The sequence below is a fragment of the Actinophytocola algeriensis genome, assembly GCF_014203735.1.
Classification (GTDB): Bacteria; Actinomycetota; Actinomycetes; order Mycobacteriales; family Pseudonocardiaceae; genus Actinophytocola; species Actinophytocola algeriensis.
On the sequence record NZ_JACHJQ010000006.1, the window covers coordinates 1 to 12,899 of the forward strand.

A 12,899-nucleotide genomic window follows, 5' to 3' on the forward strand; every position below is an offset into this window, starting at 1 on the left:
GGGTTCCCGGTGAGAACAGCCCGGAGGCGTTCTACCTGAAGCTCGGGTTCCGGTTGACCGGAGAGGTGGACGACGGCGAACTGGTGGGCGAGCTTGAACTGTGACTTCCACCCTTGGCAAGCGCCAGTCGCTACCTGGCGCGCTGCTCAACGACCGCCGCCGGTCGCAACGCGGCACGAGAGGACGTCCGGGTTGATCCGTGTGTGATGAGCGGTGCGGTGGGTCCCTACTCTTGTGCCGTGGTGGTGGCGGAAGATCGGCTTGTCGCGGTGATGACCGCGCCGCTGGATTCGATCGTCGATGGTGACGTGCGGGTGCTTCCTCCGGCCTTGGCGGTGCGGAAGTGGCGTCTGCCGGAGGGTGACCTCAGGGCATTGGCCGAGTGGGGGCTTCCGCGGGACGTGCTCATGACACCCCGTTCGCAGGTGGAGTCCGAACCTGTGCTCGTGCCGAACGTGGCCGGGCCGGTGGAGAGCCGGCTGATCACGCCGGAGGATCGGCTGTACCGGCTGGGGAGGTGGGGCGGTCACGACCGCACGCCGTGGATGGGCGCCGTCGCCGGCGACGGCCGGGTCCTGGCGATCCGCGACAGACCGATGACAGCCCAGGACCTGCATCCGGCTCTGCGGGAGGTTCATCGCGACCTGTACCACCCGGCTGTGGACTTCATCAACTCATCGGTGGCGCAACTGGTCGAGATCAGTTGGCGCTGGCGTGCCGCGCTGCGCATCCTCCGGACGCTGGAACCTCCCCCTGGCGCCGCACCGCCTGACGCGCACGAAGCCTTCGACAACCGAGTCAGCGCAGCTGAGCGGATCGTCCTGAAGCACATCGAGGAGATCGACAGCCACGTCCGCCTGGATGATCCCGCCTCGCTGTGGGTTCAGGTCGTCACCGATCCGGGATATTAGGGCCGGGCCGCGTCGAACGCCGTCCGCGTCAAACCGCGACATCGGCCGATGAGCCGCGACCGCGAAGGAAACCCACTCGAACGCTGGGACAGGCAGTCGAGGCAAGCGGGTTTCCATCGGAACAGGAAGCTCGACGAGGTCATTGCCCTGCTGGACCACGACGACATGGCGGTTCGAAGGCGCCGTCATCGGCGGAGGCCGCCGCCGTCAGCTGAGACACAGCGGGGGAACCGACACCAGTCGGTTCCCCCGCGCCGCGTCAGTTCTTCATGCCGTGTTCGATCGCCTCGATGATCCTCGGCCGCAGTTCGGCGACGCTGATGATCGCGTCCACCGAGCCGACCTCGACCGCGCGCTGGATGCTGTGCACGCGGTCGAACTCCGCGGCCACCTCACCGACCTTCTCCGCGCGGACCGACGACTGGACCTCGGTCAGCCGGGCGTTCAGCGACGCCCGCTCCGCACCGCTGGCCGCCGCCACCCTGGCCTGCAGCTCGACCACGCGCGGGTCGGTCGCGGTGCGGTTGTTCACCTCGCCGGAGAACACCACGGCCGCGGCCGGGGCGCCGCCGAGGACCGACGCGAACGAGCCCTCCAGTGCGAGCACGGTCATGTTCGGGTTCAACGCCTTGGAGAACACCACGAACGCGCCGCCGTGGTAGCGGGAGATGACGCAGAACACGATGGGGCCGTCGAAGTTGACGATCGCCCGGCCGATCTCCGCACCGTACTCCAGCTGCAGCTTGCGCATCGACTCCGGGGAGCCGTCGAAGCCGGACAGGTTCGCCAGCACCACCAGCGGCCGGTTGCCGGACGCCGAGTTGATCGCCCTCGCGGTCTTCTTCGACGACCGGGGGAACAGCGTGCCCGCGGTGTAGGTGTCCGGGCCGTCCGTGGGCGGGAAACCGCGCCGCGACACGGAACGTGACTCGATGCCGACCAGGCACACCGGCCAGCCGCCGATGTGGACGTCCTGCACCGCGGCGGTGTCGGCGTCGGCCATGCCCGCCCAGCGTTCCAGCACCGGGTGGTCCTGGTCGGACAGCGCACGCATGACGGTCCGGATGTCGAACGGCTTCTTGCGGTCCGGGTTGTGCTCGGCGGAGAAGATCTGGCCGACCGTGGCGAAGTCGCCGAACGTGTGCGGGAAGCCCGACACGTCGCGGTTGTCCGGGTCGTTCGTGGTCGCCTGGCGTGGCGCCGACTCCCCGGGCACGACATAGGTGTGGTCGTAGTGCGCCATCAGCACCTCGCGGGCCGCGGGCAGGCTGGGCGCCCAGTACTGCGCCTGCCCGTTGGGGCCCATGACCCGGTCGTAGCCGCCGATGCCGAAGTTGTCCTCTGCCGACACGCCGCCGGAGAAGTCCAGCGACTGCTTGCCGGTGAGCACCATCGCCGAGTCCGGCGTCATCACGAGGATGCCCTTGGTGTGCATGAGCATCGTCGCCTCGGCGTTCCAGTACGGCTGGGCGCCGACGGTGATCCCCGCGACCACGATGTTGATCTCGCCGCCGTCCTGGGTGAACTCGACGATCCGCTTGAGCGCGGCCGCGACCCAGTCCATGTTCTCGACACCCGACGACATCGAGATCTTCGCGCCGGCCGACAGCGCGAACCACTCGAGGGGCACACGCATCCGCTCGGCCAGGTCGAGCGCCGCGATCACGCGCGCGCACTCCGGTTCCGCGAGCGCGCCGAGCGCCTTGGTCGGGTCGCCGAGCAGCACCACGCGGGTGATGCCCTCCGGGTGCCGTTCGGTCGGCGTGCTCACCACACCGGCGACGATGCCCGCCGTGTTCCTGCCCTTCGGCCGGTCCACCGGCACGAGCGCGCCGGACTCGTCGAGGTCGTGCTCGACGAAGCCGCCGTCCTGGCCCGCGAGCATGCCGGTCAGCTCGTACGGGTAGACGTTCCCGCGCCGGGCCGCACGCAGCACCTTCTGCCGGTAGTCGTCGACCGGCTCGACCGGCTCCGACAGCGGCGGGCCGACGTGCAGACGCGCGCCGTGCCCCGGGTCCAGGGTGATCCGCACGGCGATCTCGGTCAGCTTGCCCGCCGCCGTGCGCACGCGGACCAGGAACTGGACCTCCTCCAGCCCGGCGCCCGCGGTGGTCGGCTGGATGCGCTGGACCAGCGTGTGGAGCTCGTCGTGGGTCAGCTCGGTCGGCGGCCAGACGTACATCATGATCCGGTTGGTGTCGAACCGCTTGTTCTGCGGCCGCTGCGCCTGGATGTTGCGGATCGCGTCCAGGCACGTGGTGACCGCGTCCTCCAGCGCGGGCAGCGCGACCAGCCGGCCATCCGCCTCCCGCAGCGGTGTCATGTCGCGGATCTGGCCCATCGCGACGAGCCGCTCGTCGGCCGGGTTGCTCTTCGCGACGGCCTTGAACAGGTAGATCTCCTCGTCGGCCGACGGCAGGCGGGTGAGGTCGAACTCGCGCAGCCGCTGCAGCTGCAGGCGCTGGGCGATCTGCGGGTGCAGGCCGCGGATCAGGCGGTCCTCAGTGAAGCCGGAGCCGTCGCGCCGGAAGGTGAAGTGGTGGTGCATGACCGCGCCGCCGGTGCCCGCGACGGTGGTGATGACCCGGTGGACACAGCCGGGCAGCTGGTGCTCGGCCAGGATCTCGCCGAACCGCACCGCCATCGCGTCCACGTCCGGCTGGCCCTCCCACCGGACGTACAGGTCGGCGACGAGCCCGTCCTCACCGCGATCGGCGGCGTACGTGGCGAGCGCGGCGACGGCGCCTGGCAGGGCGGTGATGTCGACTGCGGTGGTGACCAGCGGGGTCACGCCGTCCGAACCACTGTGCTCTGCGCCGAGGAACCGGCAGCCGGCGACGTCCCGGACGGCGACCCCGGACAGCCTGCGGTTGCCGTAGTAGCGGCGGGTCAGCACCTCGAGCAGCGGCGCGTGGTCGCGGCCCTGCCGTCCGATCCGCTGGCCGATCAACCGGACCAGCGGCTGGGCGCCCGCCATCATGGCCTGGATCCGCTCCGCGCGGTCCGGCGCGTCCGGGTTGTGGTCCAGGTAGCGCAGCTCGTCGCGCACGGCGGCGTAGACCTTCGCGCGGTTGCGGCGCAGCAGCGGCTGGGCGAACCAGCGGAACACCACGCCGCGGGACAGGTCCGACACCGCGGGGAACCGCACCTGCGTGGCCTCGACCAGGTGCTCCAGGGTCAGACCCGCGCGCTCGCTCAGCGACTCGACCGGCGACGCCCCGGAGAGCCACTGCCGCAGCATCTCCGACACGATCGACACGTTGGCCGACATCCGCTGCTGTGCCAGGAAGATCCGGAAGACCGCGGACTCGAGCGCGGGGGTGCGGTCCAGATCGGCAACGCCGTAGTGCGCGAGGACCTGCCGCAGCCTGGTCTGGAACGCCTCGGTCACCCCGGCACGTTCGACGTCGAGGCTCTGCAGGTAGCTGTGGAAGTACTCGCGCGGGCTGTGCACCGGGCTGCCCGGCTCGACCTCGATCTCGCCGCCCGGCTTGTTCCTGGACAGCTCCGACAGGTCCGCGAACACGGTCAGCAGGTCCAGCTCGCCGTCGAGGGGCCGCCCGCCCAGCTCGGCGCGCGCGGCCAGGTAGTCCACCAGCGCCCGCTTGCTGTCGTACCGGTCGCCGACATCGGAGCTGTCGAACCCGAGCAGCACGCTGCGCAGGTCCTGCAGGCAGCGCTCGACCCGTTCGGCGGCGGACACGTCGACGGGGGCGGCGGGCAGGTCGATCTCGACGGTCTCCTCGGCTACCGCCGCGTCGGCCTCGCCGTCCTCGTCGGCGAGCGGCTCGAGGCGCATCAGCGGCGCCCCGGTCTCGACCTGGCTGCCCACCGACACGGGGCACTCGCGGACCCTGGCGCGGAACGGTGCGCGCAGCACCGTCTCCATCTTCATGCTCTCCAGCACCAGGATCGGTGCGCCCGACTCGACCTCGTCGCCGACCGACAGCGGTGTCGCCACCACCAGCGCGGGTGCGGGCGAGCGGACGACGCCGCCCTCGTCGCGGCTGATGCGGTGGGTGACGCCGTCGACCTCGACCAGGTGGATCGGGCCGTGCGTGGCGGAGGTCAGGCGGAAGCGGTGCCCGTTGACCACGATGACGCCGCTGTGCGCGTCGAACTGCTCGACCTCGACGTCGGCCGTGTGCACGGTGTCACTGGAGCCGCCGGCCGACACACCGACGCGGAACCGGCTCTGGCCGGTGCGCGCCACGCTCACGCGGTAGCCGACGCCGCGGAGCTTGAGGTCCAGCGGACGGCCGCTCTCGTGCTGCACCTGCGGGCGGCCGCCGTGCGCGGTGGACAGCAGTCGCTGGACGCTGACCTCTTCCTCGTCCTGGTAGGCCTCGATGGCGGCGGCGGCCAGTGCGATCGCGGAGTGCCGGTGGGTGACCAGGCGGCCCTGCTCGCGGACGCGGTCGATCCAGCCGGTGTCGGCGCTCGCGTCGATCACCTCGGGCTGGTCGAGCAGGTCGAGCACGAAGCTCTTGTTGGTCGCGCCGCCGTCGATGATCACGGTGGTCTCGGCCATCGCGCGGCGCAGCCTGCCGAGCGCCTCGTTGCGGTCGCGGCCGTAGGCGATGATCTTCGCGATCATCGAGTCGAAGTCGGCGGGGATGGTGTCGCCCTCGCTGACGCCGGTGTCGACGCGGATGCCGGGGCCCGCGGGCAGCACCAGCCGCGCGATGCGGCCGGGTGACGGGGCGAAGTCGCGGTCGGGGTCCTCGGCGTTGAGCCGGGCCTCGACGGCGTGGCCGAGCTCGGCGGGCTGCGTGCCGGTCAGCTTGCCGCCGTCCGCGACGTGCAGCTGCAGCTTCACCAGGTCGGTGCCGGTGGTGATCTCGGTGATCGGGTGCTCGACCTGCAGGCGCGTGTTGACCTCGAGGAACGCGAACAGCTTCTCACCGGGGTGGTACAGGAACTCGACGGTGCAGGCGCCGCGGTAGCCGACGGCCACGGCGAGCCGCTCGGCGGACGCCTTCAGCTCGGCGGTCTGCTCCGGCGCGAGCACCGGGGACGCGGACTCCTCGATGATCTTCTGGTTGCGGCGCTGCACCGAGCAGTCGCGGACGCCGAGCGCCCACGCGGTCGTGCCGTCGGAGATCACCTGGACCTCGACGTGCCGGGCACCGGTGACCAGGCGCTCCAGGAACACGATGCCGGAGCCGAACGCGCGCAGCGCCTCCTGGCTGGTGCGCTCGTAGGCGTCGGCCAGCTCGTCGGCGGACGACACCTTGCGGATGCCGCGCCCGCCGCCACCGGCGGTCGCCTTGAGCATCAGCGGGTAACCGATCGAGTCACCGGCCCGCAGCGCGTCGGAGAGCGTGGCGACCTCGCCCCGGCTCCACGGCGCGACGGGGACGCCGACCTCCTCGGCGATCAGCTTCGCGCCGATCTTGTCGCCGAGCTTGCGCATCGCGTCGGCGCTGGGGCCGACGAACGTGACACCGATCTTGTCGCAGAGCTCGGCGAACGCCGGGTCCTCTGCGACGAAACCCCAGCCGACCCATGCCGCGTCGGCCTCGGTCGCCAGGAGCGCCCGCTCCAGTACGGCGAGGTCGAGGTAGGGACGGGCGGACGCGGGCCCGAGCGAGTAGGCGACGTCCGCCTCGCGGACGAAGGTCGCGTTGCGGTCCGCGTCGGTGTAGAGCGCGACCGTCTCGATCCGCGTCCCGGTCTCCGCCGAAAGGTCCCGGACGGCGTGGATGAGCCGCATCGCGGCCTCTCCACGGTTGACGATGGCGACACGTCTGAACACCGGCTGATGCCTCCCAAGTACCCCGCGCACAGCAGGCGACGTCCGGGTCCGGAGCGCCGCCTGCACCTGTCTCCAACCCTGCTCTGTTACCGCCGGGTACACCGATGTCCCACGTCGCGCATGCCGAGGCCGTTGCGTTGTCGGAACCCTACAAAAAGCGAGCCGGACCACAGCTCACTGCCGCCGTTTGACGCAAGGTCTGCGACAAACCGCGACCGCGGCGTGACACGGGATCAACGGTGCACCTCCAACGATATCCACACCGACCATGAGATTCGCTCGTGCGACGGTCAGGCGGGCGGTCGAGCGCGCGGTCGGTTCGGCGGGCCCGCCCGTCAGCGGTTGAGCAGGGCCGCCAGGTGGTCCACCAGTTCCGGCAGGTCGAGCGGGCCGACGTGTGGTGCGTCGACGCTGCGCACGTCGGTCGGGTTGTCCGGGGTCAGGCGGTCGGCCTCGGCGATGAACCGGTCCTGCAGCGCGGGTGGGATCAGCCGGTCGCGGGTGAACCGGACGTAGGTCCTGGGGATCCGGCCCCAGTCCTCCTTTCGCCCTCTGGCGTCCGTGAGCGGGATCGACGCGGTCTCGTCCGGCTCCAGCATCGCGAGCAGCCTGCGCACACCGTCGTCGCTGAAGCCGCCCGCGAGGCACTCCTTGACCGCGTGGAACGTCGCCTCGTCCCCCGACCGCCAGTTGAGCCTGGTCACGCCGAGTTCCGCCGGGTCGGCGACGGTCAGCTGGGCGATGAGCGGCAGCAGGCTCTCGGCGTTCTCGGGTGTCTCGGTGTAGGCGGCCAGGCTCGGCAGGTCCACACAGCAGTACGCCGCGATGTACACGACCCGGTCGAGCAGGTCGGGGATGGCGTTGCCGACCGCGCTCACCGTGACGCCGCCCTGGCTGGCGCCCGCGAGCACGACCGGGCCGTGGCGGCGGGCGCGGCGAACCACGTCGACGACCCGCTCGACGTAGTCGTCGATGGTGATCCCGGCCAGTGGCGACGGTTCCTTCGCGAAGGCCTCCGGGTCCTGTGCCTGATACGAGGCCGGGTAGAACGCCTCCGTCCCGTGTCCCGGCAGGTCGACGGCCACCGCCCGGTGGCCGCGCAGGGTGAGTTCACCGACCAGCCCCGAGGCCCACGCCGAGGAGGTGTGGGTGCCGTGCAGGACCACGAGAGTCTTGTCCGTCATCGTTTCTTTCCTTCCGGTTCGCGCCACATCGGCCACAGGGGCGGGCTGTCCGCCACCCGGACCGGTTCACCGAGGTCGGTGAAGCCGTGACGCAGGTACAGGGCGCGGCTGCGCGGTGAGCTGGCCTCGAGGTAGGCGGGGACGCCGTCGGTGTCCGCGCGGGTGAGGCGGTGCCGCAACAGGGCCGAGCCGAGGCCGGTGCCCTGCCGCGCGGCGACGACACCCATGCACGGCAGGTACAGGTGCGCCGCGTGGGCGGGGTGTCGTTCGGTCAGCGCCTCCCCCAGCCCACGCAACCGCGCGCCGCCCACCTCCGGTGCCCCCTCGTACGGCGACCGGCCCTCGGCGACCACCAGCCACACGGCCGCGCCCTCGCCGCGGCCCGTCAGGTACGTCTCGCCCGCGGCCACGAGTGGCCGGTGGAACGCGGCCAGGTGGTGGGCGCGCTCGCCGGCGTCCGGGAAGAGCCACGCGGCGACGGGGTCGTCCGCGAACGCCTCGACGAGGACGTCCAGGGCCACCTGCCGCTCGGTCTCCGTTGCCTGCCGCACGGATGCGTACGGCGTATCGACTGTCATGCGTACACGGTATCGACGAGCGACCGACAAAGCTTGTAATACAAGGACAAAGTGTCCTGGTGACCTACCAAGTGAACTAGTACACTCGCGCCGTGCTGCCGCCCTACCGACGGATCGTCGACGAACTCCGCGCCCGCATCGTGTCCGGCGAACTGCGGCCAGGTGACCGCGTGCCGTCGGTGCGGCAGATCGCCCAGCGGTGGGGGGTCGCGGCAGCCACCGCGACGAAGGTCGTCGCGACGCTGCGCGACGAGGGGCTCGCCGAGACGAAGGTCGGCTCCGGCACCGTCGTCCGCGGTCGCCCGGCACCCGGCCCGCGTCCCCGGCAGGTGCTGAACCGCGGGCACGTGCTCCGCACCGCCATCGAGATCGCCGACCTGGAAGGCCTCGACGCGGTGTCCATGCGACGGCTCGCGGCCGAGCTCGGTGTCGGCCCCATGTCGCTGTACCGGCACGTGACGAACAAGGACGACCTCGTCGCGCTGATGGCCGACGAGATCTTCGGCGAGGCGGAGCCACCCGACCCCGGGCCCGACGGGTGGCGGGCCAGGCTCGAGCTGATCGCCCGCCTGCAGTGGGACCTGAGCAGGCGGCACCTGTGGCTGCCCAAGGCCGTCTCGTTCACCCGGCCTTCGCTGGCGCCCAACATGATGGCGCACACCGAGTGGACGCTGCGCGCGCTCGACGGGCTCGGTCTGCCCATGGCGACCCAGGTCCGCGAGGCGCTGACGCTGCACACGCTCGTCGTCACCACTGCCATGTCCCTCGCCGCCGAGGTCGAGGCCGAGCAGGAGACCGGGATGACGCTCAACCGGTGGTGGCTGACCAAGCGCAAGCAGGCGGGCGAGCTGCTCGACAGCGGCCGGTTCCCACTGCTGGCGGCGATTCCCGAGGACACCGTGTCCGACATGGACGGTCTGTTCGAGTACGCCCTCGCCCGCCACCTCGACGGGTTCGCCGTCCTGCTGGCGGACCGGTGAGCTGATCGACCGACCACGGGCCCGGCTGCCTGGCACCATTCCTGGTGGCTCGCGAGGTGGGCCGGCAGGCCCACCTCGCGACAGCCTGGGACGGCGAAGCGTCAGCACCGAAGGAGAAGCGCCATGACCACTTTCCGCGCGGCGATCGAGGCCCGTGACCTGTCCGCGGCCGAGGCGTTGCTGGCCGACGACGTCGTGTTCCGCAGCCCGGTCGCGCATCGCCCGTACCCCGGCAAGCCGATCACTGCGGCCATCCTGCGCGCGGTGGTCGAGGTGCTCGAGGACTTCCGCTACGTTCGCGAGCTCCACGACGGTGCGGACCACGTCCTGATGTTCGAGGCGAAGGTCGAGGGTCTCGACATCACCGGCTGCGACATCCTCCGCTACGACGAGGACGGCAGGATCGCCGACTTCACGGTGATGGTCCGCCCCCTGCGCGCGGCCGAGGCCCTCGCCCGGCAGATGGGTGCGCGTTTCGAGCAGATCCAGGCCCAGGCCGTCGCGAACAGCTGAGCTGATATGTACTATGCCATAGAGCATAGCCACTGACAGGCAGGAACCGATGCCGCGCAAGAGCGACGCCCGTGAGCGGATGGTGCGCAGTGCCGCGGTCCTGCTGCGCGAGCACGGCGCGGGCGCGACCAGCATCGACCGGGTGCTGGCACACAGCGGCGCGCCGCGCGGGTCGGTCTACCACCACTTCCCCGGCGGGCGGACCCAGCTCATCGAGGAGGCCGTCGCGCTGGCCGGGGACTTCGTCGCGGGGCTGATCGAGGCCGCCGCGCGGGCGGGTGACCCGGTGGCGGCGATCGACAGGTTCGTCGAGCTGTGGCGCACGTGGCTCGCCGACAGCGACTTCAAGGCCGGGTGCCCGATCGTGGCGGTCACCGTGGCGAACGACTCCACCCGGCTCGCGGCCGGGGTGTTCGGCCGGTGGGCCGACGGGCTCGCGGCGTCCTTCCGCACGCACGGGGTGCCGGACGCGCGGGCCCGCAGGCTCGCGCTGTTCGTCATCGCCGCCGTCGAGGGTGCCGTGGTCATGTGCCGGGCCGAGCGGAGCCTCGAGCCGCTGGAAGCCGTCACCGGGGAGATCCACGAACTGCTGGTGCACACACTGCGAGACTGAGGAGAACCGTGTCGACCGTCGAGTTCACCGCCATGTCCGGGCTGGAGCAGATCCGCTGGGTGCAGACCGAGCTGCCCGCCGACATCCCGACCATCGGCAGGCTGCTCGGCATGCGGTTCGACGAGGTGGAGCACGGGCGCGTGGTCGTATCGCTCCAGACCCGCCCCGACTTCGCCAACCCGATGGGCAGTGTCCACGGCGGCATCGCCGCGACCATGCTCGACTCGGTGATGGGCTGCGCCGTGCACACCACCCTGCCAGCGGGCGTCGGCTACACGACGCTGGAGCTGAAGGTGAACTACATCCGCACCGCCCGCACCGACGGCCGCACCCTGAGCGCCGAGGGCACGGTCGTCCACGCAGGCCGCCGGACCGCCACCGCCGAGGGCAAGGTGCTGGACGAGAACGGGAAGCTCGTCGCCCACGGCACGACCACGTGCCTGATCCTCACGCCGGAGAGCTGAGCTCGCGGTCAGTACAGGGCGGGCCAGCCGCTGCTCCAGCCGACCAGGTTGATGCCCAGCCTGCTGCCCGACGACGTGTAGTAGTGGTACGCCATCACCCACGCGTCGGAGTCCGCCCACAGCGCCGCGTGCCCTGGCCCGTGGATGTTCCCGTGCGTCGCCAGGACTTCCGTGCCACCGCCGCTCGTCAGCCGGACGCCGTTGCGGTGGGTGTACGGCCCGGTGATCGACGTCGACCGCCCGACCATGACGCGGTACGTGCTGCTCGTGCCGCGGCAGCAGTAGTCGAACGACACGAACAGGTAGTAGTACCCGCCGCGGTACACGAGGTACGGCGCCTCCACCGCACCACCCGCGCTCGACGGCCGCTGCGCCAGGCTGTGCCGCGTGCTGTCCGCGGGTTCCCCGTCGACGCGTTGATCCGGACCATCTTGATGCCGGTCCAGAACGAGCCGTACGTCAGCCACCACGCACCAGACGCGTCCACGACCAGGTTCGGGTCGATCGCGTTGTGGTCGCTGGGACGGCGACGCCCAACGCGAACTGCTCGACGGCACCCACATCGACAAGTACGGCACCGGCGGCGACACCCGCCTGCTGACGGGCTCGGGCGTGGCGTCGAACAACGGCACGAAGGCCAACCCGGCCCTGCAGGCCGACATCCTGGGCGACGGCGCGAGGAGGTCATCTGGCGCACCAGCGACAACAGGGCGCTGCGGATCTACTCGACCACCGACCCGACGAGCATCAGGAGGCCGTCGCTGATGCAGGACCGGCAGTACCGGGTGGCGGTCGCGTGGCAGAACACCGCGTACAACCAGCCCCCGCACCCGAGCTTCGCCATCAGCTGACGGGAGGCGTCCTCCCGATCGTGCTCTCCCTCGGGATGAGCCGGTGCTCGGCACGCACCTCGATGCCGGGCACCGGTTCCGCGCTGCCGATGCGGGTCAGCAGCCGGTCGACCGCGGTCGCCGCGATGGCGACCTTGTCCGGCGAGACGGTGCTGATGGCCGGGTTGGCGTACCGCCCCTCCTCGATGTCGTCGTAACCGATCAGCGCGAGATCCTCCGGCACCCGCAACCCCGACTCCAACGCCGTGTGCAACGCACCGAGAGCAACCAGGTCGCTGTAGCAGAACACGGCATCCGGCGGCTCGGCACGGGACAGCAACGCCCGCATCGCCCCGGATCCGTCGGCCCGGTTGAACCGCGGCGTGGGAATGATCAGCGACTCGTCGACGGGCAGCCCGGCGTCCGCATGTGCCTGCCGAAACCCACGGGTACGCAACTGCGCGGCCTCCCCTGTCGGGTACGGCTGGTCCCCGATGGCCGCGATCCGCCTGCGCCCCAACCCGATCAGGTGCGCGGTGGCCGCCCGCGACGCCTCCACGTCGTCGATCCCGACGTGGTCGAACACCCCGTTCGACACCCGCTCACCGAGGATCACCAACGGCAGGTCGGGATCGATCTCGACGAGGTCCTCCTGTGCGAGCCCTAGCGGCGAGAAGATCATCCCGTCGAAGAGAAACGCCCTGGCACCACGGCTGATCAGCTCACGCTCGTGCACCGCGTCGCCGTCGGTCTGGTCGATCAGGACGTTGTACCCACGCTCCCGCGCGCGCGGGATGATCGCCTGCAGCAGCTCGGCGAAGTACGGCGTGTCCAGGTAGGGCACCACGACCGCGATCTGCCCCGACCGGCCGCGGGCGAGGTTGCGGGCGAGCACGTTGGGCCGGTAGCGCAGCTCGACCAGCGCCCGCTCGACCTTCTCCCGCGTCCGCTCCGACACCCGGGCGTACCCGTTCACGACGTTCGACACCGTCCGGGCGGAGACCCCCGCCAGTCGCGCGACGTCACGCAAGGTGGCATCGCGCATGACCTGCTCCTTTCGTCGGAGGT

At 71.0% G+C, this 12,899-nt stretch carries 10 protein-coding genes and 1 pseudogene; 6 read left to right on the top strand and 5 right to left on the bottom strand.

Going from position 1 to position 12,899, the window contains the following annotated elements:
• Positions 1–239 precede the first annotated feature (239 nt).
• Positions 240–911: an SUKH-4 family immunity protein gene (locus FHR82_RS27200; RefSeq protein ID WP_184813406.1), complete on the top strand. Its 672-nt coding sequence runs from the start codon at positions 240–242 to the stop codon at positions 909–911.
• Positions 912–1,170: 259 nt separating this feature from the next.
• On the opposite strand, the gene FHR82_RS27205 is transcribed toward FHR82_RS27200, so the two are convergent.
• The 3 genes from FHR82_RS27205 to FHR82_RS27215 form a co-directional block, all read right to left on the bottom strand.
• The gene (locus FHR82_RS27205) at positions 1,171–6,669 is read right to left on the bottom strand and encodes an ATP-binding protein (RefSeq protein ID WP_184813407.1); all 5,499 of its coding nucleotides are present in this window, start codon (positions 6,667–6,669) and stop codon (positions 1,171–1,173) included.
• 335 nt (positions 6,670–7,004) lie between these two features.
• The gene (locus tag FHR82_RS27210) at positions 7,005–7,853 is read right to left on the bottom strand and encodes an alpha/beta hydrolase (RefSeq protein WP_184813408.1); all 849 of its coding nucleotides are present in this window, start codon (positions 7,851–7,853) and stop codon (positions 7,005–7,007) included.
• Entirely contained in the window at positions 7,850–8,431 is a 582-nt protein-coding gene (locus FHR82_RS27215) for a GNAT family N-acetyltransferase (RefSeq protein ID WP_184813409.1), read from the bottom strand. Before FHR82_RS27215 ends, FHR82_RS27210 begins: the two co-directional genes overlap by 4 nt.
• Before the next feature lie 92 nt (positions 8,432–8,523).
• Here FHR82_RS27215 and FHR82_RS27220 point away from each other — a divergent pair, with 92 nt between their 5' ends.
• The 4 genes from FHR82_RS27220 to FHR82_RS27235 all read left to right on the top strand — a co-directional run bounded on the left by FHR82_RS27220 (position 8,524) and on the right by FHR82_RS27235 (position 11,001).
• Entirely contained in the window at positions 8,524–9,411 is an 888-nt protein-coding gene (locus tag FHR82_RS27220) for a TetR/AcrR family transcriptional regulator C-terminal domain-containing protein (protein WP_184813410.1), read from the top strand.
• A 123-nt stretch (positions 9,412–9,534) separates the two neighbouring features.
• Positions 9,535–9,924 (top strand): nuclear transport factor 2 family protein, encoded by a 390-nt coding sequence (locus FHR82_RS27225; protein WP_184813411.1) that lies wholly within the window; start codon positions 9,535–9,537, stop codon positions 9,922–9,924.
• A 49-nt stretch (positions 9,925–9,973) separates the two neighbouring features.
• A complete protein-coding gene (locus tag FHR82_RS27230; protein ID WP_221464390.1) occupies positions 9,974–10,537 on the top strand; it encodes a TetR/AcrR family transcriptional regulator in 564 nt (187 codons plus the stop codon).
• An 8-nt stretch (positions 10,538–10,545) separates the two neighbouring features.
• On the top strand, positions 10,546–11,001 hold the full coding sequence (locus FHR82_RS27235) for a PaaI family thioesterase (protein ID WP_221464391.1): 456 nt from the start codon (positions 10,546–10,548) through the stop codon (positions 10,999–11,001).
• An 8-nt stretch (positions 11,002–11,009) separates the two neighbouring features.
• Here the strand turns inward: FHR82_RS27235 and FHR82_RS45295 are convergent, their stop codons facing one another.
• On the bottom strand, positions 11,010–11,468 hold the full coding sequence (locus FHR82_RS45295; protein WP_311771307.1) for a family 43 glycosylhydrolase: 459 nt from the start codon (positions 11,466–11,468) through the stop codon (positions 11,010–11,012).
• Positions 11,469–11,562: 94 nt separating this feature from the next.
• Between FHR82_RS45295 and FHR82_RS48065 the strand changes: the two are divergent.
• A pseudogene (locus tag FHR82_RS48065) lies at positions 11,563–11,852 on the top strand (rhamnogalacturonan lyase family protein).
• On the opposite strand, the gene FHR82_RS27245 reads toward FHR82_RS48065, so the two are convergent.
• Positions 11,845–12,876, bottom strand: a complete 1,032-nt coding sequence (locus FHR82_RS27245; protein ID WP_184813412.1) for a LacI family DNA-binding transcriptional regulator — start codon at positions 12,874–12,876, stop codon at positions 11,845–11,847. The pseudogene FHR82_RS48065 and the gene FHR82_RS27245 overlap by 8 nt on opposite strands.
• Between the last annotated feature and the right edge of the window lie 23 nt (positions 12,877–12,899).

What these genes read in the sequence shown, in the direction of transcription:
- FHR82_RS27210 (WP_184813408.1), bottom strand. Translation starts at nt 7,853, where the DNA reads ATGACGGACAAGACTCTCGTGGTCCTGCACGGCACCCACACCTCCTCG.
- FHR82_RS27215 (WP_184813409.1), bottom strand. Translation starts at nt 8,431, where the DNA reads ATGACAGTCGATACGCCGTACGCATCCGTGCGGCAGGCAACGGAGACC.
- FHR82_RS27225 (WP_184813411.1), top strand. Translation starts at nt 9,535, where the DNA reads ATGACCACTTTCCGCGCGGCGATCGAGGCCCGTGACCTGTCCGCGGCC.
- FHR82_RS27230 (WP_221464390.1), top strand. Translation starts at nt 9,974, where the DNA reads ATGCCGCGCAAGAGCGACGCCCGTGAGCGGATGGTGCGCAGTGCCGCG.
- FHR82_RS27245 (WP_184813412.1), bottom strand. Translation starts at nt 12,876, where the DNA reads ATGCGCGATGCCACCTTGCGTGACGTCGCGCGACTGGCGGGGGTCTCC.